Source organism: uncultured Tateyamaria sp. (assembly GCF_947504105.1).
Lineage (GTDB): Bacteria > Pseudomonadota > Alphaproteobacteria > Rhodobacterales > Rhodobacteraceae > Tateyamaria.
The window spans coordinates 42,525-66,312 of sequence record NZ_CANNGP010000001.1 but is presented as its reverse complement, the minus strand read 5'-3'; the positions used below and the strand labels follow the sequence as shown (position 1 = coordinate 66,312).

The window sequence follows — 23,788 nt, the reverse complement described above, 5'->3', positions numbered from 1 at the left end:
CCGACCCGGTTGAACGCGGCCCTTCGGGGAGGATTTTTTGAAACAGGGAAGTATGGACATTACCACGCTGCTTCTGGCCTACGCGCAGGCTGAACCGCCGGAGGATGTGCGCGCGGTGATGCGTTTGTCCCTATTGGACTGGGCCGCCTGCGGTATGGCGGGGCATCGTGATGGGGCGTTTGATGCTTGGGCTGCGACGCTGGCCACGGGGGGACCTGCAACACGTTTTGACGGACGTGGTGGAGCGGTGGCTGAGGCAGCGTTGGTCAATGGTACGCTATCTCATGCGCTGGACTACGATGACACGCATTTTGCCCATATTGGACACCCGTCCGTTGCGGTGATCCCGGCTGCGCTGGCGGTGACTCAGATGCGAGGTGCGTCAATAAGAGACATGGTTGATGCGGCGCTCGTGGGTGCGGAAGCGTCTGTTGCGGTTGGGTTATGGCTGGGCAGGGATCACTACCAGGTCGGTTTTCATCAGACCGCCACGGCGGGAGCCTTCGGTGCGACGATGGCAGCGGCGCGGCTTCTGGGCCTTGACAACGACAAGATGCGGCACGCAATCGGGCTATGTTCGACAATGGCGTCTGGGCTGAAGTCGCAATTCGGGACAATGGGCAAACCGCTGAACGCGGGTCTGGCGGCGCGTGCGGGTGTCGAGGCGGCGTTGTGGGCCCAAGCGGGCATGACCGCGGCCCCTGACGGTCTGGCAGGCGCGCTTGGTTTTGGTGACACGCATCACGGGGCAGGGGCAGAGGTACCGTTTGCGTGGCGCATGGGCGCTGTCAGCCACAAGTTCCACGCCTGTTGTCATGGGCTGCATGCCACTCTTGAAGCGGTGCGTGACGTTCCGCTGCGTGATGCGACGAGGGTTGAGGTGCATACCCATCCAAGGTGGATGACCGTCTGCAATCAAGCTGCGCCTGATACCGGTCTTGGGGCCAAATTCTCCTACGCCCATGTTCTGGCCATGACAGCGTATGGCATGGATACGGGCAACATCAGCGCTTTTACCGATGCCTGTGCGCAAGATCCTCAACTTGTGTCGTGGCGGGGGCGGGTGACCGTGTCGCCTGTCGATGACCTGACCGAAATGCAGGCGCGTGTGATCGTGGATGGGGCGGAGCGTTTCCATGACCTCGACACGCCTCTTCCGTTTGAGACCCGCGCCAACCGCATCCACGAAAAAGCCCGCGCGCTGGTGGGCGCACGGGCGGATCAGATTGCGCAGGCCATCAAAGACGATGACCTGTCAGCTTTCGCTCAGCTGCTGACGTCATAAGCCCGCTCGCCATGCACAGCGAGGTCGAGGCCATTCACCTCAGTCTCTTCATCCACGCGCAGCGGTGTGATGGCACGCACCACGAAGATCAGCACAATGGTGACGACCAGCGTGAAGACACCGACAATGACCAGCGACCCGAGCTGCGCAGCCCAGCTGCCCGCGCCGAAGACGGCGATCATGATGGTGCCAAAGATGCCGCCAACACCGTGAACGGCGAACACGTCCAGCGTGTCGTCGATCTTGACCACATTGCGGATCAGGTTCACGGCTTCCTGACACAGAATGCCCGCGACAGCACCGATGATCATCGCCTCGACAGGGCCGACAAAGCCGGACGCGGGTGTGATCGAAGCAAGTCCTGCAATGGTCCCGGTGACCATACCAACAAGGGACGCCTTGCCGAACTTGATCCTTTCCCACAGCGCCCAGGTCAGCGATGCCATCGCGGCCGAGATGTGGGTGACGGTCAGGGCCATGGCGGCGCCACCGTCAGCGGCCAGTTGCGATCCGCCATTGAAGCCGAACCAACCGACCCACAGCAGGGCAGCGCCCATCATCACCATCCCGGGATTGTGTGGTGGTGTGGTGTGGTTCTTGCGCGCACCGAGAAAGACAGCCAGCACAAGGGCTGCAATACCCGCAGTTTCGTGCACAACGATACCACCGGCAAAATCCTTGACCCCAACGTCGCCAAAGATGCCACCATCAGCCAGCATGCCGCCACCCCACACCCAGTGCACGACGGGCGCGTAGCACAAGAGCATCCACAGGGCCGAAAACAGCAGGACAAAACCAAAGCCGATACGTTCCACATAGGCACCGACGATCAGGGCAGGTGTAATGATGGCAAAAGTCATCTGGAAGGCAAAGAACAACACCTCGGGCAAGGTGTCCGACAGGCTGTCAGCATCCACACCGCTCAGCAGCAGTTTGTCAAAGCCGCCCCAAAGGCCGCTTTCACCGCCTCCGAAGGCAATGGAATACCCCGCCACGAACCACAGGATGCTCATCAGGCACGCAATGGCGTAGCAGTGCATGAAAACGCTCAACACGTTGCGGGCGCGCACAAGGCCCCCGTAGAATAGCGCAAGGCCCGGCAACGTCATCAGCAGCACCAGTGCGGTTGCCACGATGATCCAGGCGGTATCGGCTCCGTTCATTGTCCCCTCCGGAATTTTTATATGCGCGGTCCTGTGGCTGACAGGTGATGCAAAAAAAAGAGGCGTGTTTGGTCAGGCGCGCCAATTCTGCGGGCATTTGGTGCATTGCACTGTTTTTAGGCGCACCAATGGCCATATCGCATAAAAAATGTGCAAATTTAAAAGGTAGCCTTAGGCTGTATCAAGGGCGCTCTTCAACAGCGTCAGTGCGTGATCCCGCGCCGCAGCGCGCACGCTGTCGCGGCCCCGCGCACCAAAGTCCACGGTCTCGGTACTCACGCCCGTCGCATCGGCAACGCCAAAACACACCCGTCCCTCGGGTTTGAACTCAGATCCGCCTGGTCCGGCGATGCCTGTGATCGACACGGCCAGTTGCACGGGCGCACGTGTTAGCGCACCTGTTGCCATCTCGGCGGCGACGTCCTCGCTGACGGCGCCATGAGCCTCCAGTGTGGCAGCCGCCACGCCTAGCATATCCATCTTCGCTTGGTTGCTATAGGTGACGAAAGCCCGTTCCACCACGGCAGACGCGCCCGGGATGTCTGTCAAAGCAGCTGATACCATGCCCCCCGTGCAGCTTTCCGCAGTTGCGATCATTACCTCGTGTTTTTTAGCTAAATCAATAACTTCTGATGTGAAACTCATGTCATCAGAACCCCATGTGCCAATGCGGCCAGAACCAGCACGCCGATTGCGGCGAACACTCCGGCGATTACGTCATCAAGCATCACACCCAGCGCATCGCCACGCCGATCAGCCCATCCCACAAGCCACGGTTTCCAGATATCGAACAGGCGAAACAAGACAAAGGCAGCGATCCAACCGGGCCACATGACCAGAATGTCCAAACCACGATCCCACGCCGCATAGCTTAGCGGGAACAATGCTATCCACTGGCCCACAACCTCGTCAGCGACAATCTCGGACGGATCGTGATCACTCCCGTCCGCAGTCATCTGCGCCGTGGCCCACCAAGCTGCGACGAAATACGCTCCAGCTGCCAATGCCAGCACCGGAAAGCCACCGAGCTGATGTAGTGCCCACCCCAGGGGTAGTGCCACAAACGATCCCCATGTCCCGGGCGCAGGGCGCAGATATCCCACGAAACAGACAGTGCTCAGAATACGGGCAATCATGGCTTGACCAATGCGGCTGTGGCGATGCAGGCGATGCCTTCGCTCCGCCCGGTAAAGCCCAGGCGCTCTGACGTGGTTGCCTTGACCGATACGCGGTTCGCATCCAGCCCCATGATCTTGGCCATCACGGCCCGCATCTGCGCAGCGTGTGGCCCGATCTTGGGCGCTTCACAGATGAGCGTGCAGTCGACATTGGAAATATCGAACCCCATGTCGCGCGCCATACCCACTGCATGGCTGAGAAATATGTCACTTGCGGCCCCTTTCCATTGTGGATCCGATGGGGGGAAATGCTGCCCGATGTCACCCTGCGCCAGCGCGCCATAGATCGCGTCGGTGACCGTGTGCAGGCCCACATCCGCATCGGAATGACCGACAAGCCCCCGATTGTGTGGGACCTGAACGCCGCACAACGTCACATGATCGCCGGGGCCAAAGGCATGCACATCGAATCCGTTGCCCAGTCTAATGTCCATCGCGCCCTCGCAAGATCCGTTCCGCCCGCGCGAAATCCGCAGGCAAAGTGATTTTCAGATTGTCCTCGTCGCCGGGTACGATGGCAACAGTCAAACCGTGCGCGCGGGCAACCTCCACGTCATCCGCTGCGCCGCCGGGGTGGGCGGCATGTGCAGCGCGGATCGCTTCAAGATGAAAACCCTGTGGTGTCTGCGCCCGGTACAAACCTTCGCGGCGCTGCATACCCGTTACCAAACCGTCGTTCCCGGTCCATAGGGCATCGGTGACAGGCAGCGCCGGGGCCGCACCGGCATTTTGTTCCAAGGCATCCAGCACTGCTGTAATAGTTGTAGCTGTGACCAGGGGGCGTGCGACGTCGTGGATCAATACGACCTCTGAATTGGCGACGGCTGCCAAACCATTTGCAACGGATGCGGCACGGTCCGCGCCGCCATACACAACCGTTGCGTCATCGGCTGCAACTTCAGTCACTCGGTCTGCATCATCGGGATGCAAAACCAGCACCACCTGCGAAATACCCGGATGTTCGACAAAGGCGCCCAGCGTATATGCCACAACAGGGCGCCCCGCTAGGTTGCGCCATTGCTTGGGCACATCGCCTCCGGCCCGCACACCGCGGCCCGCGGCCACAATCACCGCTGCGGCGCGCGTCATTCTTTGTCTTTCCACGTCATACCCGATCTCTAGGCGGTGACGTGCGGCCTGTCCATGACCAGAGGTGTTGCTTAAATTTTAGGCAACCCACTGTGCAGTGGGACCGAAACAGTGTTGGGTTGATTGAGAAAACCCTGCGCCTGAGATACCACACAGTATCGCACAAGGATTAGGCAGATCGTATGGTCACAGGCCCCCTCGACATGACAGCACCCGTGATGCTGGCCCCGATGGCCGGAATCACCGATCTTCCGTTCCGGTCTCTCGTAGCCCGGTTCGGGGCGGGCATGGTCGTGTCCGAGATGGTGGCAAGCCACGATATGCTGAACGCGCGCCCGGGCAGCCGCGAAAAAGCCGAACTCGGCCTCGGTGCCGACGGAACAGCCGTGCAGCTCGCGGGACGAGAGGCGGCCCCGATGGCCGAAGCGGCCCGTATGGTCGCCGGTCAGGGCGCGCGTGTCATAGACATCAACATGGGCTGCCCCGCCAAGAAGGTTGTGAATGGTTATTCCGGCTCTGCCCTGATGCGCGACCCGGATCACGCCCTGACGTTGATCGAAGCGGTCGTGAATGCGGTCGATATCCCGGTGACACTTAAAACCCGTTTGGGTTGGGATGATGCGCTGATGAATGCGCCGGACATTGCTGCACGGGCCGAGGCCGCAGGCATCCGGCAAATCGTGATCCATGGCCGCACACGGTGCCAGTTCTACAAGGGCTGCGCCAACTGGGCAGCGATCCGAGCGGTGGTCGATGCGGTGAATATTCCGGTGATAGCCAATGGCGATATCGTGGACGCTCCCACGGCAAAGCAAGCTTTGGATCAGTCTGGCGCACATGGTGTGATGATCGGGCGCGGTGCGCAGGGCAAACCTTGGTTGTTGGCTGAAGTTGCGCACGCGCTCTATGGAGCCCCGGCGCCAACTGTGCCCAAGGGGGATGCCTTTGCCGAGATGGTGATGGCCCACTATGACGAGATGCTGCGCTTTTATGGCGATCTGCTGGGGCTGCGCGTGGCGCGCAAGCATCTGGGCTGGTTCATGGACACCGCTGGCACATCTGCCGACCTGCGTCGCGCTGTTCTGACGGCCAAGACACCGGGGGCCACGATGGATCTGCTGCCGCGTGCGCTGTGCGCCGAAACGGGGATGGCTGCCGCATGACCGGGGCAGGCGATCTCTGGGCCTCGCTGCCCGTGCCGGTCATCATCATCGGGCCGCAAGACGAGATCGTAGACATCAACTCGGCGGCCGAGGGGTTCTTCAATTCGTCGGTCAAGACGATGAAAGGTCTGCCGCTATGGGATGAATTGGCGGTCGATGCGCCGCTTGAAGAAAGCCTTGCCCGCGCCCGCAAGAACGGCACACCGCTGTTCGTCAACGATGTAGATGTCGGCCATGGACAACGTGCACCGCTGCAATGCGCGCTGCAAATCGCCCCGCTGATCGGTGCACCGGATCACATGGTCCTGATGATTTCACCCCGCGAACTGTCGGGCCGGATGACGCAGAACCATTCGGTCAAGTCCGCGGCCAAGTCTGCCATCGGGATGGCCGAGATGCTTGCGCATGAAATCAAGAACCCTCTGGCGGGCATCACGGGGGCGGCGCAGCTGCTCAGCATGAACCTCAAGCCCGAGGATCTGGAGTTGACCGATCTGATCGTGGAAGAAGGACGGCGCATCGTGAAGCTGCTCGAACAGGTCGAACAGTTCGGCAATCTCTCGCCCCCCGACCTTAAGGCAGTGAACATACACGACGTGCTGGACCGCGCGCGCCGCTCGGCGCTGCTGGGCTTCGGCGCCCAGATGAAAATCATCGAAGACTATGACCCATCGCTGCCATTGGCCTGTGGCGATCCGGACAAGTTGCTTCAGGTGGTCCTGAACTTGCTGAAAAACGCCTCAGAGGCAGCAGGAGACGGCGGTGGCACCATTCGCCTGCACAGCTATTTCGAACATTCCTACCGCTTGCGCCGGGCCGATGGCGCGGGCCAATCCTTGCCCCTGCAGGTCGAGATCATCGACGACGGCCCGGGCTTGCCTGATGCCATCGCCGCCGACATCTTCGACCCCTTCGTGTCGGGCAAGGAAAACGGCACCGGCCTTGGCCTTGCCCTCGTCTCCAAGATCATCTCGGACCACGGCGGCTGGATTTCAGTCACCTCTGTGCCCGGCAAGACAGTGTTCCGCCTGTCGCTGCCGCGCGCCCCAAAATCTGCCCAACCGGGCCCTGACCAAACAAAGGACTAGCATATGGATGGCACCGTTCTTGTCGCTGATGACGACCGCACGATCCGCACCGTTCTGACCCAGGCGCTGACCCGCGCCGGGTGCAAGGTGCACGCGACCTCCAGCCTGACCACGCTGATGCGCTGGGTGGGCGAGGGCAAGGGCGACGTCGTGATTTCGGACGTGATGATGCCCGACGGCAATGGCCTCGAAATGCTGCCCAAGATCAGTGAAGACAGGCCCGGTTTGCCCGTGATCGTGATCAGCGCGCAAAACACCATCATGACGGCAATTCAGGCGGCCGAGGCGGAAGCCTACGATTATCTGCCGAAACCGTTCGACCTGCCTGATCTGATGAAACGCACGGCCAAGGCGCTTGAACAGAAGGCACATGCCCCGACGCGCGAAGGGGGCACGGACCGCCCGGACGAATTGCCCCTCGTCGGGCGCACGGCAATCATGCAGGCGCTCTACCGCGTTGTGGCGCGGGTGATGAACACAGACCTGCCGGTGCTGATCTGGGGTGAAAGCGGCACGGGCAAATCGCTGATCGCGCGGGCGATCCACGACTTCTCCGACAGACGCACGCTGCCCTTTGTCACTGTGACGGCAGCCGAACTGCGAGACCTCGAAGGGCCCGCCCGTGTTCTGGCGCGGGTCAAGGGCGGCACGCTCCTGATCGATGAAATCGGTGATATCCCTGAGGAAATCCAGGCGCGTATCGTGCGCATGATGGACACGCCCGGTGAATATGTCCCGCGGTTCCTCGCCACCTCGCAAACGGACCTGACCGCGGCGATGGAGGCAGGACAGGTGCGCAAGGACCTGTACTACCGCCTTTCCGGTGCCACGCTGAACGTGCCGGCCCTGCGCGAACGGGTCGATGATATCCCGCTTCTGGCCGACCACTTCCTGGTCCGAGGTGAAAAGACTGGCCAGCCGCGCCGGGTGTTGTCAGAAGCAGCGGCCGAAATTTTCCGTACATATTCCTGGCCTGGAAACGTCCGGCAGTTGGAAAACGCGGTTCGGCGGCTTGGGCTGACCAGCCGCGCGCTCGAAATTTCGGCTTCCGAGGTGGAACAGGTCTTGGGCAGCCAGCCCGAACTCGAACCGATCCGCAGCGCGGGCGATACGGAAAAGCTCGGGGCTTCTGTCGGTCGCCACCTCAAACGGTACTTCGACCTGCACGGCAACATGCTTCCGCCCCCCGGCCTGTACCAACGCATTCTGCGCGAAGTCGAAGCTCCGCTGATAGAGATTGCCCTCGACGCAACGGGTGGAAACCAAGCGAAATGCGCGGACCTGCTGGGCATCAACCGAAATACGTTGCGCAAGAAAATTACAGATTTGGATATTGAGGTGACACGCCGCCGCAAATTGATGTAATACTGCCACACAACCCGTGGCCGATGGGGCGCACTTGTCCCCCGGATCACTGGATATGGCGGTACGGCACCATCGGTGCCACATCATCGAGGGCGGGCCACGTGGCATCCGGAACACGCACCAGCTGGTGGTTGACGCTGGGCCGTCTGCGGCGACGCAGACGGGTGCGCAACGCAGCAACCTTGGGTCTTGTGCTCTTGGGGCCGGTGCTCGCGCTTGCGACGTTTCTTGTTCTTGGACCGCTTGACCAGGGCGCAAATGCACTGTCGCTGCGGCTCGTTCTGCTGGCTGACCTTGTCTACGTTATTGTTCTGGGTGCGCTGGTGTTGTCGCAGATTGCGCGGCTCGTCGCGGCGCGGCGCGCCAAGTCGGCGGGGTCACGACTACACCTGCGGCTTGCTGCCGTTTTCGCGCTTCTGGCCCTGATCCCGACCGTGACGGTTGCCGTGTTCGCGGGACTGACGGTGAATATCGGACTTGAGGGGTGGTTCTCGGATCGGGTCAGTCGTGTGGTTGGGGCATCGTTGGCGGCGGCCGAGGCGTATGAATCAGAACAACGCAGCGACCTGATCACGGACGCCCGCGCATTGGCCCGTTATATCGATACTGTGCGCGGCACCCAGGTGGTCGGTGATCGCGAGGTGCTGAGTGAGGGCCAAATACAAGTACAGCGCGGCTTGCGCGAAGCGTTCCTTGTGGATGGCACAGGTGAACTGCGCGCCCGGGGTGACCGATCCTACCTCTTCAACTTCGAAAAGCCGTCGCCGGACCAAATCTCGCAATCCATTGATACGGGTGGGCTGGTCATACAGGACTGGACGAATAACGAATTTCGCGCCCTTGTGCCGCTGGCCAGCTATGTGGATCGGTTCCTGTATGTGAGCCGTGAGGTGGACGGCGAAATCCTGTCCCTTCTGGACGAAACCAAGGAAACGGTACGGCTCTACCAGCAGCTTGAAAGCGAACGGGGTACGGTGCTGTTTCAGTTTGGTCTTTTGTATCTGGGCTTTGCGGTCATCCTGATTCTTGCTGCGATCTGGCTTGGGCTTTGGTTTGCTGAACGTCTCTCCGGCCCGGTTGGGCGCCTGACAGGTGCGGCGCAGCGGGTTGGGGCCGGGGACCTCGACGTGCAGGTGCGCGAGGAAGAAGGCGACGACGAAATCGCCATGCTGGGCCGCTACTTCAACCAGATGACCAAGCAGCTCAAGGGCCAGCGCCAAACCTTGTTGTCAAACACCGAACAGATCGAACGCCGCCGTCGCCTGTTCGACTCGGTCCTCAGCTCCGTCACCTCGGGCGTGGTCGGAGTGGATGCCAGCGGACGGATCACTTTCGTGAACCGTTCGGGCGCGCAGTTGCTGAATTGGCAAGAAGAGCGCGAGGCGGTCCCGCTTGCCGTGGCAGTTCCCGAATTTGCGGCTCTCTTTGCGTTGCTCAAAGCCAGCCCGAACGAGGTGGCGACAGGGGAAGTCAAGGTGACACGCGCGGGTCGCCTGGAAAACCTGCTGGTCCGGATGGCCACCCGGCGCAGTATCGACGGTGCACTTGAGGGCTACGTGGTCGCCTTTGATGACGTGACCGATCTGGTGTCCGCACAGCGCATGGCTGCATGGGGGGATGTGGCCCGCCGCATCGCACACGAGATCAAGAACCCGCTCACCCCCATTCAGCTCAGCGCCGAACGGATCAAGCGCAAGTTTAGCCCCAAAGTGGGCGAAGACAGCGACAGCCTTGAGCAGATGACCGATGTGATCGTGCGCCAGACGGGTGACCTGCGGCGTATCGTGGACGAATTCTCGAAATTCGCCCGGATGCCGGAACCGGATCGCAAAAGCCATGACCTGACCAAGCTGGTGCAGGATGCCGTGGTGTTGCAGCAATCCGGCCAGCCGGATGTGATGATCGTTGCCAATCTCCCGGGCCATGCCGTGCATGCCGAAGTGGATGCGACAATGATTTCCCAGGCGCTTACAAACTTGGTGAAGAATGGCGGTGAAGCCATTGAAAGTTTGAAGAAAAATGGAAACCCAGATGGGCATGTGCCTCGCATCGAAGTTGCCATGAAAACAGGCCCGATCGGTGCCACGATCACCATCTCCGACAATGGCATTGGCTTGCCCGAAGACAGGGCGCGCCTGTTTGAGCCTTACGTGACAACGCGGGACGAAGGCACCGGCCTTGGCCTGCCCATCGTCAAGAAGATCATCGAAGAACACGGGGGTACCCTGACCCTCGAAGACGCGGCCCCGTTCGAGGGCCAGACCCATAGCGGGGCAATGGCTGTAATAACGCTGCCTGTCATGGTGCCCGCCACAGCAGTTGAGGAAGAGGAAGCAGTATGAGTGACATTCTGATCGTGGACGACGAACGGGACATCCGGGAGCTAATCTCGGACATCCTCAAGGACGAAGGGTTTTCCACCCGGCTTGCGGGCAACTCTGACGACGCGATGGCCGAGATCGACGCGACCGAACCCGCGCTGATGATCCTCGATATCTGGCTCAAAGACAGCAGGATGGATGGGATCGACATTCTGAAGGCGGTCAAGCGCGACAATCCGGGGGTGCCGGTGGTCATCATTTCGGGCCATGGCAATATCGAGATCGCGGTGGCGGCGATCAAGCAGGGCGCTTACGACTTCATCGAAAAACCGTTCAACATAGACCAGTTGCTGGTTGTCATCCGCCGGGCCATGGAAACCTCGCGTCTGCGCCGCGAAAACCAGAGCCTGCGTCGTCCGGAGGTGGCACAAGCCAAGATGATCGGCGCTTCTGCCAGCTTCCGCGCGCTGATCTCGCAACTCGACAAGGTGACCAAATCCAATGGTCGCATAATGCTTACGGGCCCCGCGGGGTCGGGCAAGGAAGTCGCCGCGCGCTATATTCACGCCAATTCAAACCGGGCGGATGCCCCTTTTGTCACCGTGAATTGTGCCGGCGTGGCGCCTGAAACGATGGAAGAGGTTCTGTTCGGCAAGGAGGGCGGTGAACGTGGGGTAGAGCCCGGTCTGCTGGAACAAGCGCATGGTGGGGTGATCTATTTCGACGAGGTGGCAGATATGCCCATCGGCACCCAGTCCAAGATCCTGCGTGTGCTTGTAGACCAGCAGTTCCAGCGGGTGGGCGGCACCGATAAGGTGCGTGTGGACCTGCGCGTCATCTCCTCCACTAACCGCGATCTGGAGCAGGCTATCGCGGCCGAGACCTTCCGGCAGGAACTGTATCACCGCCTGAACGTCGTGCCGATTGCGGTGCCGAGTCTTGAAGAGCGGCGCGAGGATATCCCGGTGCTCGCCGCGCATTTCATCGAGGAGTGCAACACGGCCCAGGGACTGCCCAAACGCGACCTGAGCGAGGATGCGGCGGCGCTGATGCAGACGATGGTGTGGCCGGGCAATGTGCGGCAACTCAAGAACATGGTGGAGCGGGTGTTGATCCTCGGCGACGGGACTGGACCCATCGACGCCAAGGAACTGCCTGGCTCCGAAGAGCCCACGGGCGAAGAGGGCCGCGTGGTTCTGTCTGGCGCCCTGGCAACTCTGCCTCTGCGAGAGGCGCGAGAGGCATTCGAGCGGGAGTATCTGCTGACCCAGATCAACCGCTTTGGTGGCAACATCAGCCGGACCGCGAACTTTGTTGGCATGGAGCGTTCGGCGTTGCACCGGAAACTGAAATCGCTGGGCGTTGTCACGTCGTCCAAGGCGGGTGCGCGGGTGGCGCATCTGGATGAGGAAGAGGTGCAGGCAAGCTGAAAATCTGTCCCCGCGGGGACAGATTCGGAAAATTCAACAAAAACAGAGACTTGAAATTCGCAAAGGTTAAAATGCGTTAACCTTTGCGCACATCCAGCTGCGCCAGAACATCGAGTCCTTGCATGTTCAGGAAATGCAGCATGTCGATGAACACCCAGTTCTCAGCCAGCTTGTCACCGTCGCGACGATAGATGTCGACCACCCGCATATCCGCCTTTTGGCCCGAGGGCGGTAGACCGAGATAGGGACCACTGCATTCCATCGTCAGGTTTGGCCAGCCAAAGAAGCCACCATAGTTTCCTTCGGCCATGCGGCAGATGTGGCCGTTGAACGTACGCGCGCCAAGCTGCGTACGGAACGGACGCTGATGCTGTTCGATGTAGCGGTCGATTGTGTAGGTTGCACCGATCCCGGTCGGGCCCCACCAAGTCATGTCATCATGCCAGTCGCGGGCCAGTTCCTCTTGCGGTGACGGCGGGGCTTCGGTTGCGTTGGCCTGCGTGATTGCGTCCATCATCGCGTGAATCCGGTCGAGTGTGTCCTGACCGACCGCGGGGTCCTGATCGTCAAAGAGCAGGCCGTCATGTGTCATCGGCCCGGGTTGAACCAGTTGCGCGCCGGTCATACCGGGCAGGGGATATTGACCTGCCTGTGCCATCAAGTGCAGCAGATCGACAAACAACGCCTGTTCGACAATTCGGTCGTCTTCGACCCGCGAAAACTCGGCATAGCGGACCATGACAATCTTGCGCGTGGGCTGGATACCAAGGAAAGGCGCATCGAAGAGACCCATGAGATGACCCATGGACGCGACCCAAGTGCCGCCCCCTTCGTCCAGATGGTTGTGTCCGGCAAAGAAGACATCCTGCCGTCGCTGCACGCGGGACATGGCGGTCAGGAAGGGGGACCAGAATGCCTCGGCCACCGCTTGGGGACCGCGCTGTTCGTGGAACGGGTGCATGCCGCGCCACAGCGTGTCGGGCAGAAAGTGCTGCGACAGCGCGGTGGCGCAGCATCCGGGTTCGGCGCGCCCGAGGGCGGCGTGATGGGCTAGCACAACGGCTTTGGCCCGGGCGAGGTCTGTGGTCATGTTTATCCTTGGGTAACGACGCGGAACCGGCCATCGCCGGTCTTGATGGCGCAGCTGCGGGCGTTCAGCCGGGGCAGCGTGCTTGAGGGGCCGGGCGGGGCGGCATTTGCAACCCCCTGCGGGCAGGCAGGAATTTCGACAGGACGGTAACCACGATCCCCCATGCACTGCCCCTTGACCCGGGAGCGCAGATTGGCGTTCACGTCAACCGAATACACGTCACCGGGCACCCAGTAGCCGCGGCTGTAGCAATCACCGTCCTTGTTGCAGATCCGGCGCGGAATATAGCGTGGTGCGCCTTGCCGGACCTGGTTTGCTACAGGGGCATCGCGCAATGCACGCACATCGCAATTGGTGTTGTCCCGTTCGAATTGGGCAAAGCTGACGCCCTCGGCATAGTAGGTTGACAGCGGCAGGCACGCGGACAGAACCAGAGGGGTGAGAAGAGTGACGATGGCGCGCATGCCCTGATCTTGCCGAAGCCCGTCCGGTTTGACAATTCACGAATGCCCGTTGGCTGACTTTGCGCAAACGTTGACCGCCTGCGCCCCGTCTGTCATGCAAAGAGGCTGAATGTGCTGCGATGCGGCACGTCAAAACGGGGACATGGATGAAGGTCATCATCTGCGGGGCTGGCCAGGTGGGGTGGCAGATTGCGCGCCATCTTTCGGGCGAGCGCAACGACGTCACGGTGGTCGATAGTGATCCCGATCTGGTGCGTCGGGCCACTGACACGCTGGATGTGCAGGGTGTGGCGGGCTTTGCCAGTTACCCCGATGTGCTGGACCGCGCGGGTGCGCGCGATGCCGATATGGTGATCGCTGCAACTTATTCGGACGAGGTGAACATGGTCACCTGCCAGGTGGCCCATTCCGTGTTTGGCGTAAACCGCAAGATCGCGCGTCTGCGCAGTCAGTCCTACCTGACCGCCATTTATTCCGACTTGTATCGGCGCGATCACATGCCCATCGATGTGGTGATTTCGCCCGAGCGCGAGGTGGCCGCCGCAGCCTTGCAGCGTCTCAGTGCACCTGCCGCATTTGATACCGAACTGTTCATTGATGGGCAGGCACAGCTTCTGGGCATCGCGTTGGACGCGGATTGCCCGGTTCTGAATACTCCACTGCGTCAGCTGACCGACCTGTTTTCGACCCTGCGCGTGGTCGTCGTGGGTGTGCGCCGCGACGGGATGCTCTTTGCCCCCGAAGCGTCCGACCAGCTGTTTGCCGGGGACGAGGCCTATGTCTTTGCCCATGTGGATGATGTGCCGCGCACCATGGAGGTGTTTGGCAAGACGATGCGCAAGCAAGAGCGTGTGGTTCTGGTGGGCGGTGGCAATGTCGGCCTGACCGTGGCCCGCGCCCTTGAACAGCGTGCGAGCCGCGTGCGCGCCAAGGTGATCGAGCGCAACCGAAGCTGTGCCGAACTGGCGGCCGAGGCGCTTGAGCGTACCATTGTCTTGAACGGGGATGGTCTGGACGTGACCCTGTTGGCCGAGGCGGGCGTGTCGCGCGCCGATGCCATGCTGGCCGTGACTGATGATGACAAAACGAACATGCTGGCCGCCGTACGCGCCAAGGCCGAGGGCTGCCCCTATGCCATTGCCCTGATCAACGATCCCACGTTGGTGCCTATGATGGGACCGCTTGGTATTGACGCCTATATCAATCCGCGTGCCACAACGGTGTCGTCGATCCTGCGCCACATTCGGCATGGGCGCGTGCGCTCGGTCTATTCCATCGGGGATGCGGACGCCGAGGTGATAGAGGCCGAGGTGCTGTCGACCTCACCCCTGGCGGGCAAGAAGATCAACGAGATTGATTTTCCTGAGGGCGTTTTGATCGGGGCTGTGCGCAAGGGGGACGATGTGATCCGGCCGGTGGGCAGCACCCGCATTGACGAGGGTGATGTGATCGCCATCTTTGCCCTGGCCACCGACGTGCCCGAGGTGGAGCGCCTGATGCAGGTGTCCATCGACTTTTTCTGATGCAGGGGCGCGCGCAACCGCGGCAACCGTTCTGGGCGTCGGTTCTGCAACTGCCGCTGTTCCTGTTGCTGTTTGGCGTCTTTTCCGCGGCTATGCTGGTGCCCGCCATATATGGCGGTGTGGTGCGGGACCTCGTGGCAGCGCGGGCATTTCTGTACTCGGGTGTTCTTGGGGTGGTGATCTTTGGCCTTATCGGCCTGGCGCATGCGGGGCGCGATCCGCGGCATGGTACGTTGGGGCCGCTTCTGTCCCTGATGAGCGCCTTTGTCATCTTGCCCGTCATTCTTGCCGTGCCGTTCTACGAGGGCCTGCGCACCACGACGTTCCTGAACGCTTATGTCGAAATGGTCAGCGCCATCACCACGACCGGTGCCACGATGTTCGATGATCCGGGGCGGTTGAACGGCACCTTGCATCTTTGGCGCTCACTTGTGGGCTGGTTGGGCGGGTTGCTGATGTGGGTGGCCGCTTCGGCCATTCTGGCGCCCCTTAACCTTGGTGGGTTCGAAGTGACCGCCCGCGCCGAACCGGGGCGCAGCGCCAGCCGGGAGATCGGCATGACCGCCCCAGAGGTACGGCGCCGTCTGGCCAAGGTGTCGGCGGTTCTGATCCCGATCTACGCGGGTCTGACCCTGCTGTTGTGGGTTCTGCTTGCTGTGGGCGGAGATGTGGGACTGATCGCCATTTGTCACGCCATGGCGATCATGGCGACCTCTGGCATATCGCCTGTCGGGGGGCTGGGCGGAGGTGGCTCTGGCATGGCGGGTGAGGCGGTGATGCTGCTGTTCATGCTGTTCGCCTTATCGCGCCTGACCTTTTCAACCGATACGACCACAGCTGAATCGGGTGGACTGCCGCAGGACCCGGAGTTTCGCATTGGCATAGCGGTTGTGGTTGCGGTGCCTGTGTTCCTGTTTCTACGCCATTTCCTTGGCGCCTTCGACGTTGCGGCCGAGCGTGACGTGGTGGATGCAGGTCGCGCACTTTGGGGCAGCGCGTTTACAGTGTTGTCCTTTCTGACCACGACCGGTTTTGCATCTGCGCATTGGGCAGATGCCCAAGCCTGGTCCGGGCTCCTGACCCCGGGTCTGTTGCTGATGGGGTTGGCGCTGATCGGCGGGGGGGTCGCCACCACGGCGGGTGGGGTCAAGCTATTGCGCGTGTTTGCACTTTATCGCAACGGCGTGCGCGAGATGGAACGGCTGGTGCATCCATCATCGGTCAGCAGTGCCGGACCGCGCGCGCGGCGTCTGCAAAAGGATGGTGCATTCATCGCCTGGATATTCTTCATGCTCTTTGCCCTGACGCTTGCGCTGATCACGATCCTGCTGACGCTGACCGGGGTGGCCTTTGACACTGCCTTGGTCCTTGCGGTGTCGGGGCTGTCGACCACCGGACCACTTTTGGAGGTGGCTGCGGATGCCCCGATTGCCCTGATCGAATTGAATGGCGGGGCCAAGACGATCTTTATCGCCGCCATGGTGTTGGGGCGGCTGGAGACACTGGCCATCATCGCACTTTTTACACCCGATTTGTGGCGCGGGTAGGCGGGCCTTCGCGGTAGGTCCGTAACGGACTGTTTTTTGGGCTGGAATCTTCCCAAGCCCCAAGACATACTCTGTCCGGAGGGACGGTCTGATCCGCAGGCCTAGCAAGAAAAAAAGGGTTAACCGACATGGCTTCGGACCGACAAAATTTACAAGATGCATTTCTGAATCACGTGCGCAAGACCAAGGTGCCCGTGACCATCTTCCTGATCAATGGTGTGAAATTGCAGGGGGTTATCACGTGGTTTGACAACTTCTGTGTCCTGTTGCGCCGCGATGGTCAAAGCCAGCTTGTCTATAAACACGCCATCTCGACCATCATGCCAAGCCAGCCGATCAGCCTGTATGAGGGCGAAGACGCTTCTTGATGGGTGAGCTGCCGGAGTTTACCCGCGCGTGGGTGCTCCACCCCGATATCAAATCTGATCCTGACCGGCGCGAAGCGAAATTCGCGCTGGCCGAAGCCGTGTCTTTGGCCCATGCGCTGCTCGAGCTCGAGGTGGTGGGCAGCGAGATTGTGCCGTTGCCACGCGTCCGTGCTGGCCTGCTGTTCGGGTCCGGCAAGATCGAGGAACTCGCCGAACGTATCAAGGAGGCCGACGTTGAGCTTGTGCTGATCGACGGGCCGGTCACGCCCGTGCAACAGCGCAATCTCGAAAAGGCTTGGAAGGTCAAGCTGCTCGATCGCACAGGCCTGATTTTGGAGATTTTCAGCGACCGTGCCGCAACCCGCGAAGGTGTGCTGCAGGTCGAGATGGCGGCGCTGAGCTATCAACGCACACGTCTTGTTCGTGCATGGACCCACCTGGAACGCCAGCGCGGCGGGCTGGGGTTTGTGGGCGGTCCTGGTGAAACGCAGATCGAGGCGGACCGCCGTGCCATCGACACGCAGCTGGTGCGGCTGCGTCGTCAGCTGGACAAAGTGGTCAAGACGCGGACCCTGCACCGGGCAGCGCGGGCCAAGGTCCCATATCCGATTGTAGCCCTTGTCGGATACACAAACGCTGGCAAATCGACTTTATTCAACCGCCTGACCGGGGCGGATGTGATGGCCAAGGATATGCTGTTCGCCACTTTGGACCCGACCATGCGACGGGTGGAGTTGGAAGACGGCCCCGAAGTGATCCTGTCGGACACGGTTGGATTTATCTCGGACTTGCCAACCGAGTTGGTTGCGTCGTTCCGGGCGACATTGGAAGAGGTTCTGGCGGCGGATGTGATTCTGCATGTGCGTGATATCTCGCACCCCGAAACCGACGCGCAGGCCGAGGATGTACGCACCATTCTGACCGATCTGGGTGTGGGCGAAGGTCGTGAGATGGTTGAGGTCTGGAACAAGATTGACCTGTTGCCTGATGATGAGGCGGATGCGGTCCGCGCACGTGCCAAGCGAGAGGACGACGTTTTTGCCATGTCGGCGATCACCGGTGAGGGGATCGCGGCTCTGCTGGTGAACGTGGCCGACACGTTGCAGGGCGCCGTGACCGAAGAGACGCTGATTTTGCCCTATGCCGAGGGGCGCAAGCGCGCGTGGTTGTTCGAGCAGGACGTGGTGCAGGCCGAGCGGCAGGGCGAAGAGGGGTTCGAGTTCGACGTGCGTTGGACTGCGATCCAGAAAGCACGATTCGAGGGTCTTTGACGCGGAAGATATCTGGAAATTGACACGATTCTCCGGGTTGGAGCCGAAACCTTTTCAGAACCCGTGTCAAATTCTGATCATACCGGGCGCCATTCACCGGGGTACAGATCGTCCAATGTCCAAGCGTCGATGCGGACCCGGATCAGCCGCAGCGTGGGAAGGCCCACATGTGCCGTCATCCGCCTGACCTGCCGGTTGCGCCCTTCGACAATGGTGAGCGCCAACCAACTGTCAGGCACGGATCTGCGCACGCGGATGGGTGGATCGCGGTCCCAGACATCTGGCGGCGCAATGGCGCGGGCCTTGGCCGGTTTTGTCGGGCCGTCCTTGAGCGTGATGCCTGTGCGCAAGGCTTGGAGCGCGCCGTCGGTCACGGTGCCTTCGACCTGTGCAAGGTAGGTCTTGGGCGCTTTGTACTTTGGGTGCGCGATCTTGGCCTGCAACTTGCCGTCGCTGGTCAGAACCATCAGCCCTTCGCTGTCACGGTCCAGTCTGCCCGCGGCGTAGACGCCCGGCACATCGATGTAGTTTGAGAGGGTGGGACGGGGCGAGCCTTGGGTCCCTTTGTCGGTGAATTGCGACAGCACGCCGTAGGGTTTGTTGAACAGGATTGTCGTCATTGCAGCGGCTCAAGCCGCGTGACCCCAACGGCGGCGGCGCGGGCCAGCCCTTCGTCCAGTGACATCGGGATGTATTCGCCGCGTCGCCACAGCTGGGCCATATCGTCGTAGTGGCGGGACAGAAAGTGGCCCGATTGCCCGGTCGAGATGACAAAGACCGAGGAATTTGGATCGGCGAAGTCGTAGACGCCGCGGTAGCCTGCGCCGTGGACATTGTGGAACGGGTCGGGGCCGGTTCCCTTGGTCAATCCGCGCAAAAGCGTGTTGTCGCCACCGGATGTGCTTTGCCGGATGTTGACGAAGTAACGCAGGATCGGCACCTCGCCCAGCACCTGGTGGTCGTGGGTGGCCTGGTGCGCGTCACCCCAGCGCAGGGATTCGAGCTGGCTGCCATAAGTTTCATTGATTTCGAGCAGCGCATCGTCGAGGGCCAGCCTTGCCATGTCGGGGCAGGTTTCGACCGGGGCGGACTGGCGGACGTCGCACCAGATGCCCGCGCCACCCACGTTGCGAAAGACGCGTTCGATGAACAGTGGTTCCACATGCGTTAGCGTATCGGCCATCGGTCCGAGTTCATCCCGGATCAGCCTGTCCTGAAGCTTGCGCAGCCACGCGGCGTAAATCAGTGGCTCGGGCCAGTGTTCGTTCATTTCGCCGTTCCACTCGGCAAGCAGCGCGAGGGCACGTTGGCGTTGGCGTTCGGGTGTGTCTGACGGGGCTGCCTCTCCCGTGAACCAAAGCTCCGCCCCGATCAGCGGCAGGAGCGAGCGGGCGGTGAAGCTGACCGTGTCGAGTTGCGCTTCGATGAAGCTGTCGCGGGTGTGCACCTCGCGCGCCTGCATCAGGCGCCGCCAGCGTTGTACGCGCTGGGTGTCGCCCCAGACAAAGCTGATGTGGTTGGGAAAGGGACGGTCGACCGTCTTGTTGTTGGTGTTGCCGAGGATGCCGCCCACAGGTGAGACGAAGCCGGGGTTCGAAGTATAGGCCATGCGCCCTTGCCAGCGGTTTTCGGCCCGCCAACCGAGGGAGGGGAGCCGACCCTGGCTTTGGTGGGCTTCGCTGCGTTTCGGGACCGCGCCAATGGTTTTCATCGCGATTGAGCCGCGGTAGACCAGAGTGATGTTCTGGGCGGGTGCAACGTAGTCTTCGCCGGCTGTGATGGCTTCGGCCACCGTTTGCGATTTCATGATCCCCATGGCGGCCGACAAGGAGGTGTCGCGCGGGCTGAGCACGGTCCAGCTGAGGGCGGCGACATGACCCGGCGGTGTGACGGAGCGCAGGTTGCGGAAGCTGCCGGGCAGGACGGGGCCGTTGTCAGTCCAGCGCAGGGTCAGCGTGATGGGGTCCTCATCCGCGATTTGCAGGATCGAGTCGCGGCTTTCGAACTCTTTCCAGCCCGTGGGGGTGCGGTACTCGGACGGGTTTTCGGGGTTCAGTTCCTCAATGAACACATCCTGATCATCGACATAGGCGGTGGTGAGGCCCCAGCCGAGACGGTCGGAACGTCCGGTGAGGACCGTGGGCATGCCGGGGATCGTGCCGCCGATCACGCCACCGGTGCGCAGCTCAAGCCGGGCAAGATACCAGATCGCGGGGGCGGAAAAGCCAAGATGCGGGTCATTGGCCAGTAAGGTGCCGCCGGATGCCGAGCGTGCCGTGGCGGCGGCCCAGGCATTGGAGGCGCCTGAAAAGCCGCGGGGTTTGAAGGGCGAGAGGGGGTGGGTTTTGACGTCTGCAACGGCGTAGTCCTGTTCCACGCCTGGAACGAGCGCGGCGTATTCGGGCAGGCTGGCAATGCCTTCACCCGGCACGTCGGGCAGAATATCTGCCAGCCGGGCAGGGTCGTCGAGGGCCAGTGACATACGCGCCCGAAGCACTTCCTCGCTCAGGTGTCCGGACAGTTGCAGGCCCATGAGCTTGGCCACGGCGATACTGTCGGCGGGCCGCCAGGGCGCCAACGGTGTGTTGAACAAAAACATCTCAGGCGCGCCGCGCCCCAGAGCCTCGGCATTGATCTGGTCGAGACGGGCATTCACACCAGAGGCATAGGCTTCGAGGGCGGCGCGGGTGGCCGGGTCCTGCGCTTCGACCGATTGGACGGACAGGCGATAGATATCAAGTCGGCGGACGAAGCTGTCGACATCAACGGTCGTCATGCCAAAAAGCTCGCTGAGTCGCCCTTGTGCTGTGCGGCGCAGCATCATCATTTGCCACAATCGGTCCTGCGCATGGGCAAAGCCCAGGCCGTGAAATACGTCTGCGTCCGTCTCACCAAAGATGTGCGGGACGTTGGCGTTGTCGCGCACGATCTCGACCGGGGCAGAGATAGCAGGCACACGCACACGTGCGTCGTAATTTGGCAGAGACCGTGCGGCGAGGTAATACACCATGCCCACACCCAGAACAGCCAGCACGATCAGCGCCGCCGTCAGGCGGACAAGCCACTGAAACACCACTACCATTCTGTTCGTCTCCTTCGTGTTGCTGCGTTGACCCTTGGGCCACGACTGTTAGGTAGGCAGGGACGGAAGCGCAAGCCGCAGGCGGTGCAAAGATACGAGGGATCACGATGGCAAAACTGGCATTCTTGGGTATGGGCGTCATGGGCGCCCCGATGGCTGGGCATCTGCTTAAGGCAGGGCACGATGTCACCGTGTTCAACCGCACGGCGTCACGGGCGCAGGATTGGGTGAATACCAACGGTGGCGCGATGGCAACCACGCCGCGCGCCGCAGCCGAGGGCGCGGATTTCGTGCTGGCATGTGTCGGCAATGACGACGATTTGCGATCGGTCTGTCTGGGTGACAGTGGTGCTTTTGCGGGGATGGGCAGTGGCACCGTCTTTGTTGATCATACTACTGTCTCTGCCAAGGTAACGGCAGAGCTGTATGCGGCTGCCGATGCCAGGCAGGTCAGCTTTGTCGATGCGCCGATTTCAGGCGGGCAGGCGGGGGCCGAGAACGGCCAGCTGTCGATCATGTGTGGCGGCGACCAGGGCGTTTATGCCCGGGCTGAACCCATCCTGCAGGCCTATGCCAAGTTGTGCCGTCGCATCGGTGACAGCGGTGCGGGCCAGATGACCAAGATGTGCAACCAGATTGCCATTGCGGGAGTGGTTCAGGGGCTGTCCGAGGCGCTGCACTTTGCCGAAAAGGCGGGTCTTGATGGGCGCGCGGTGGTCGAGGTGATCTCGCAGGGGGCTGCCGGGTCGTGGCAAATGTCGAACCGGTACGAAACCATGCTGGACGATCACTTTGACCATGGCTTTGCCACGGATTGGATGCGCAAAGATCTGGGCATCTGTCTGGACACGGCGGACGAGAATGGGGCCAGCCTGCCCGTGACGGCGCTGGTCGACCAGTTCTATAAGGATGTGCAGAAAATGGGCGGCGGGCGTTGGGATACGTCCAGCCTGTTCAAACGGCTGCGCAACATCGGCTGATGTAGCACGTCGGCGGGTGCACTCTTGGCTTTGCCAAGTCGCCCACCCGCCGACCCTTGATGCTTAGGGGATAATCCGCGTGTATTTGGTGCCCTCGAGTGTGGCGCCGATGCGCAGGCCCGCGCGGGCAAAGACCGCGGCCAGAACCGGGGACAGTGCCGTTGTTGTATCTGCGGCAACGCTGTCGCCCTGATCGGACACCACATATTCAAGATCCGCGCCAGCCGCCCAACCGGGGCTGCGGCGGAAGTCTGTCAGAGCTTCTGGCGTCATAAAGAACAGAACATGCGCGAATTGCTGTGCGCCGATCTGCAGGCCGCCTGACCCTTTGACGACCGAATAGTAGTCGACGGTCACGTTGTCGACGCGCAGTGCACCTCGTCCATACGCTCCGCCAAAGCCGAAGCCGGCTTCGGTCACCAATGGCATGACCAGCATGCCGTTGGCCTTTTGCGCAAGGTCCACCGTATTAGGGTAGCTGCGATACATCTCTTCCAGCGTGACATCCACGCGGCTGTCGATCAGCGCGCTGCCACGGCTGCCTACACCGTTTCCACATGCCGCCAGCAGCCCCGTGCCAGCCAGCGCCCCTGCGGCGAAGGCACGCCGCGAGATCCCGTTCGTTTTCATTTTGAACCGCCTGTATTTCTCTTGGTTGTGCGCGGTTTGGCCGCGCTTGTGCGCAAATATACGCCGATTGCGCGTGCCTGTCACTACATGGTGAGAGGTGCGCGGGTTTCTGCCATGTTTTTTCGGCGTTTTTCATCGTGTAATTTTCCGGTGGCTCGTCCGGTCGGCTGTTTAGGTCCCGGTCTTGTCCTGCAACATGGAATGGACCTGTCAGGCGGAACGCTGCGTGAGCAGGTGCCAGGCGGCCGCGCCAAAGAAAAGCGCGAACGTCGCTTCGAAGAGACGGCGCAGTTTCAGATAGGCGCGGGTGGCTGTCGCGCTGGAAAACAAAAAGCGCGTAACCGGTCATCAGGACAAATGAGATGGTGATACAAATGGCAACGAGCGTGGCCACGCCGGTCGCATCTGCGCCGGGTTTCAGGCCGATGGCCATGATTGATCCCCAGAACATGACCGCCTTTGGATTCGTCAGGTGAATCAGCGCACCCTGAGCCCAGCATCGCGCATAGGAAGCGGTGCCGATGTCTTGTGGGGTGAGTGGCCGATCTTGCAGTGCTGCGCGGGCGGATTTCAGACCCAACCATGCAAGATAGGCCGCGCCTGCATAGCGCACGGTTTCCAGAAGCCATTGGTTCGCCAGCAGGATCGCGCCGAAGCCAAGCGCGGCGGCGGCAGCCCAGATCACCGATCCGCTGGACACGCCCCAAGCAAGCGCAAGCCCAACTGCGCGCCCGCGGGCCATCGATGTGCC

Annotated in this window: 22 protein-coding genes and 1 pseudogene; 12 read left to right on the top strand and 11 right to left on the bottom strand. The window is 61.5% G+C overall.

The window, feature by feature from the left end; genetic code table 11:
- Window positions 1–52: 52 nt before the first annotated feature.
- A complete protein-coding gene (locus tag Q1A75_RS00295) occupies window positions 53–1,285 on the top strand; it encodes an MmgE/PrpD family protein (RefSeq protein WP_299546442.1) in 1,233 nt (410 codons plus the stop codon).
- Here Q1A75_RS00295 and Q1A75_RS00290 read toward each other — a convergent pair.
- The 5 genes from Q1A75_RS00290 to ispD all read right to left on the bottom strand — a co-directional run bounded on the left by Q1A75_RS00290 (window position 1,267) and on the right by ispD (window position 4,715).
- Window positions 1,267–2,448 (bottom strand): ammonium transporter, encoded by a 1,182-nt coding sequence (locus tag Q1A75_RS00290; protein ID WP_299546440.1) that lies wholly within the window; start codon window positions 2,446–2,448, stop codon window positions 1,267–1,269. The genes Q1A75_RS00295 and Q1A75_RS00290 overlap by 19 nt on opposite strands.
- A gap of 171 nt (window positions 2,449–2,619) precedes the next feature.
- Entirely contained in the window at window positions 2,620–3,093 is a 474-nt protein-coding gene (locus tag Q1A75_RS00285; RefSeq protein ID WP_299546438.1) for a CinA family protein, read from the bottom strand.
- Window positions 3,090–3,584: a phosphatidylglycerophosphatase A gene (locus Q1A75_RS00280; protein WP_299546436.1), complete on the bottom strand. Its 495-nt coding sequence runs from the start codon at window positions 3,582–3,584 to the stop codon at window positions 3,090–3,092. The genes Q1A75_RS00285 and Q1A75_RS00280 overlap by 4 nt, the downstream gene beginning before the upstream one ends.
- Complete coding sequence (gene ispF / locus Q1A75_RS00275; protein WP_299546434.1) at window positions 3,581–4,060, bottom strand: 2-C-methyl-D-erythritol 2,4-cyclodiphosphate synthase; 480 nt, start codon at window positions 4,058–4,060, stop codon at window positions 3,581–3,583. Before ispF ends, Q1A75_RS00280 begins: the two co-directional genes overlap by 4 nt.
- Window positions 4,050–4,715 (bottom strand): 2-C-methyl-D-erythritol 4-phosphate cytidylyltransferase, encoded by a 666-nt coding sequence (gene ispD / locus Q1A75_RS00270; RefSeq protein WP_299546432.1) that lies wholly within the window; start codon window positions 4,713–4,715, stop codon window positions 4,050–4,052. The genes ispF and ispD overlap by 11 nt, the downstream gene beginning before the upstream one ends.
- Window positions 4,716–4,918: 203 nt before the next feature.
- Here ispD and dusB point away from each other — a divergent pair, with 203 nt between their 5' ends.
- The 5 genes from dusB to Q1A75_RS00245 all read left to right on the top strand — a co-directional run bounded on the left by dusB (window position 4,919) and on the right by Q1A75_RS00245 (window position 12,082).
- Window positions 4,919–5,878: a tRNA dihydrouridine synthase DusB gene (gene dusB, locus Q1A75_RS00265; RefSeq protein ID WP_299546430.1), complete on the top strand. Its 960-nt coding sequence runs from the start codon at window positions 4,919–4,921 to the stop codon at window positions 5,876–5,878.
- The gene (locus Q1A75_RS00260) at window positions 5,875–6,966 is read left to right on the top strand and encodes an ATP-binding protein (protein ID WP_299546428.1); all 1,092 of its coding nucleotides are present in this window, start codon (window positions 5,875–5,877) and stop codon (window positions 6,964–6,966) included. Before dusB ends, Q1A75_RS00260 begins: the two co-directional genes overlap by 4 nt.
- A 3-nt stretch (window positions 6,967–6,969) precedes the next feature.
- Window positions 6,970–8,331 carry a response regulator gene (locus Q1A75_RS00255; protein ID WP_299546426.1) on the top strand — a complete coding sequence of 454 codons (1,362 nt, stop codon included), beginning with the start codon at window positions 6,970–6,972 and terminating at the stop codon, window positions 8,329–8,331.
- Window positions 8,332–8,462: 131 nt separating this feature from the next.
- A complete protein-coding gene (locus Q1A75_RS00250; RefSeq protein WP_299638637.1) occupies window positions 8,463–10,673 on the top strand; it encodes a PAS domain-containing sensor histidine kinase in 2,211 nt (736 codons plus the stop codon).
- Window positions 10,670–12,082, top strand: a complete 1,413-nt coding sequence (locus tag Q1A75_RS00245) for a sigma-54 dependent transcriptional regulator (RefSeq protein WP_299546422.1) — start codon at window positions 10,670–10,672, stop codon at window positions 12,080–12,082. The genes Q1A75_RS00250 and Q1A75_RS00245 overlap by 4 nt, the downstream gene beginning before the upstream one ends.
- A gap of 76 nt (window positions 12,083–12,158) precedes the next feature.
- On the opposite strand, the gene Q1A75_RS00240 is transcribed toward Q1A75_RS00245, so the two are convergent.
- Window positions 12,159–13,172: an ester cyclase gene (locus tag Q1A75_RS00240; RefSeq protein WP_299546420.1), complete on the bottom strand. Its 1,014-nt coding sequence runs from the start codon at window positions 13,170–13,172 to the stop codon at window positions 12,159–12,161.
- 2 nt (window positions 13,173–13,174) lie between these two features.
- Window positions 13,175–13,636: a hypothetical protein gene (locus Q1A75_RS00235; protein WP_299546418.1), complete on the bottom strand. Its 462-nt coding sequence runs from the start codon at window positions 13,634–13,636 to the stop codon at window positions 13,175–13,177.
- Between the two features lie 146 nt (window positions 13,637–13,782).
- On the opposite strand from Q1A75_RS00235, the gene trkA reads away from it, so the two are divergent.
- The 4 genes from trkA (at window position 13,783) to hflX (ending at window position 18,345) form a co-directional block, all read left to right on the top strand.
- The gene (gene trkA / locus Q1A75_RS00230; RefSeq protein ID WP_299546416.1) at window positions 13,783–15,159 is read left to right on the top strand and encodes a Trk system potassium transporter TrkA; all 1,377 of its coding nucleotides are present in this window, start codon (window positions 13,783–13,785) and stop codon (window positions 15,157–15,159) included.
- The gene (locus tag Q1A75_RS00225; RefSeq protein ID WP_299591782.1) at window positions 15,159–16,706 is read left to right on the top strand and encodes a potassium transporter TrkG; all 1,548 of its coding nucleotides are present in this window, start codon (window positions 15,159–15,161) and stop codon (window positions 16,704–16,706) included. Before trkA ends, Q1A75_RS00225 begins: the two co-directional genes overlap by 1 nt.
- 128 nt (window positions 16,707–16,834) lie before the next feature.
- Window positions 16,835–17,074 carry an RNA chaperone Hfq gene (gene hfq / locus Q1A75_RS00220; protein WP_007119530.1) on the top strand — a complete coding sequence of 80 codons (240 nt, stop codon included), beginning with the start codon at window positions 16,835–16,837 and terminating at the stop codon, window positions 17,072–17,074.
- Window positions 17,074–18,345 (top strand): GTPase HflX, encoded by a 1,272-nt coding sequence (hflX, locus tag Q1A75_RS00215; RefSeq protein ID WP_299555032.1) that lies wholly within the window; start codon window positions 17,074–17,076, stop codon window positions 18,343–18,345. Before hfq ends, hflX begins: the two co-directional genes overlap by 1 nt.
- Window positions 18,346–18,422: 77 nt before the next feature.
- Here hflX and Q1A75_RS00210 read toward each other — a convergent pair whose 3' ends face one another.
- Window positions 18,423–18,965, bottom strand: a complete 543-nt coding sequence (locus tag Q1A75_RS00210) for a pseudouridine synthase (RefSeq protein ID WP_299555029.1) — start codon at window positions 18,963–18,965, stop codon at window positions 18,423–18,425.
- Window positions 18,962–21,427, bottom strand: coding sequence for a penicillin acylase family protein (locus Q1A75_RS00205; protein WP_299555026.1), 2,466 nt, complete (start codon window positions 21,425–21,427; stop codon window positions 18,962–18,964). Before Q1A75_RS00205 ends, Q1A75_RS00210 begins: the two co-directional genes overlap by 4 nt.
- 107 nt (window positions 21,428–21,534) lie before the next feature.
- Here Q1A75_RS00205 and Q1A75_RS00200 point away from each other — a divergent pair, with 107 nt between their 5' ends.
- On the top strand, window positions 21,535–22,407 hold the full coding sequence (locus Q1A75_RS00200; RefSeq protein WP_299555023.1) for an NAD(P)-dependent oxidoreductase: 873 nt from the start codon (window positions 21,535–21,537) through the stop codon (window positions 22,405–22,407).
- Window positions 22,408–22,470: 63 nt separating this feature from the next.
- Here the strand turns inward: Q1A75_RS00200 and Q1A75_RS00195 are convergent, their stop codons facing one another.
- Complete coding sequence (locus Q1A75_RS00195; protein WP_299555020.1) at window positions 22,471–23,037, bottom strand: YSC84-related protein; 567 nt, start codon at window positions 23,035–23,037, stop codon at window positions 22,471–22,473.
- 36 nt (window positions 23,038–23,073) lie between these two features.
- On the opposite strand from Q1A75_RS00195, the gene Q1A75_RS00190 reads away from it, so the two are divergent.
- Window positions 23,074–23,406, top strand: coding sequence for a hypothetical protein (locus Q1A75_RS00190; RefSeq protein ID WP_299555047.1), 333 nt, complete (start codon window positions 23,074–23,076; stop codon window positions 23,404–23,406).
- A gap of 19 nt (window positions 23,407–23,425) precedes the next feature.
- On the opposite strand, the pseudogene Q1A75_RS00185 reads toward Q1A75_RS00190, so the two are convergent.
- Window positions 23,426–23,779: pseudogene (locus tag Q1A75_RS00185) on the bottom strand (LysE family translocator); the annotation flags it as partial.
- Window positions 23,780–23,788 lie beyond the last annotated feature (9 nt).

What these genes read in the sequence shown, in the direction of transcription:
- Q1A75_RS00280 (WP_299546436.1), bottom strand. Translation starts at nt 3,584, where the DNA reads ATGATTGCCCGTATTCTGAGCACTGTCTGTTTCGTGGGATATCTGCGC.
- Q1A75_RS00240 (WP_299546420.1), bottom strand. Translation starts at nt 13,172, where the DNA reads ATGACCACAGACCTCGCCCGGGCCAAAGCCGTTGTGCTAGCCCATCAC.
- Q1A75_RS00205 (WP_299555026.1), bottom strand. Translation starts at nt 21,427, where the DNA reads ATGGTAGTGGTGTTTCAGTGGCTTGTCCGCCTGACGGCGGCGCTGATC.
- Q1A75_RS00285 (WP_299546438.1), bottom strand. Translation starts at nt 3,093, where the DNA reads ATGAGTTTCACATCAGAAGTTATTGATTTAGCTAAAAAACACGAGGTA.
- Q1A75_RS00295 (WP_299546442.1), top strand. Translation starts at nt 53, where the DNA reads ATGGACATTACCACGCTGCTTCTGGCCTACGCGCAGGCTGAACCGCCG.
- ispD (WP_299546432.1), bottom strand. Translation starts at nt 4,715, where the DNA reads ATGACGCGCGCCGCAGCGGTGATTGTGGCCGCGGGCCGCGGTGTGCGG.
- Q1A75_RS00290 (WP_299546440.1), bottom strand. Translation starts at nt 2,448, where the DNA reads ATGAACGGAGCCGATACCGCCTGGATCATCGTGGCAACCGCACTGGTG.
- hfq (WP_007119530.1), top strand. Translation starts at nt 16,835, where the DNA reads ATGGCTTCGGACCGACAAAATTTACAAGATGCATTTCTGAATCACGTG.
- Q1A75_RS00225 (WP_299591782.1), top strand. Translation starts at nt 15,159, where the DNA reads ATGCAGGGGCGCGCGCAACCGCGGCAACCGTTCTGGGCGTCGGTTCTG.
- Q1A75_RS00195 (WP_299555020.1), bottom strand. Translation starts at nt 23,037, where the DNA reads ATGAAAACGAACGGGATCTCGCGGCGTGCCTTCGCCGCAGGGGCGCTG.
- Q1A75_RS00245 (WP_299546422.1), top strand. Translation starts at nt 10,670, where the DNA reads ATGAGTGACATTCTGATCGTGGACGACGAACGGGACATCCGGGAGCTA.
- Q1A75_RS00255 (WP_299546426.1), top strand. Translation starts at nt 6,970, where the DNA reads ATGGATGGCACCGTTCTTGTCGCTGATGACGACCGCACGATCCGCACC.
- ispF (WP_299546434.1), bottom strand. Translation starts at nt 4,060, where the DNA reads ATGGACATTAGACTGGGCAACGGATTCGATGTGCATGCCTTTGGCCCC.
- trkA (WP_299546416.1), top strand. Translation starts at nt 13,783, where the DNA reads ATGAAGGTCATCATCTGCGGGGCTGGCCAGGTGGGGTGGCAGATTGCG.
- hflX (WP_299555032.1), top strand. Translation starts at nt 17,074, where the DNA reads ATGGGTGAGCTGCCGGAGTTTACCCGCGCGTGGGTGCTCCACCCCGAT.
- Q1A75_RS00260 (WP_299546428.1), top strand. Translation starts at nt 5,875, where the DNA reads ATGACCGGGGCAGGCGATCTCTGGGCCTCGCTGCCCGTGCCGGTCATC.
- Q1A75_RS00235 (WP_299546418.1), bottom strand. Translation starts at nt 13,636, where the DNA reads ATGCGCGCCATCGTCACTCTTCTCACCCCTCTGGTTCTGTCCGCGTGC.
- dusB (WP_299546430.1), top strand. Translation starts at nt 4,919, where the DNA reads ATGACAGCACCCGTGATGCTGGCCCCGATGGCCGGAATCACCGATCTT.
- Q1A75_RS00200 (WP_299555023.1), top strand. Translation starts at nt 21,535, where the DNA reads ATGGCAAAACTGGCATTCTTGGGTATGGGCGTCATGGGCGCCCCGATG.
- Q1A75_RS00210 (WP_299555029.1), bottom strand. Translation starts at nt 18,965, where the DNA reads ATGACGACAATCCTGTTCAACAAACCCTACGGCGTGCTGTCGCAATTC.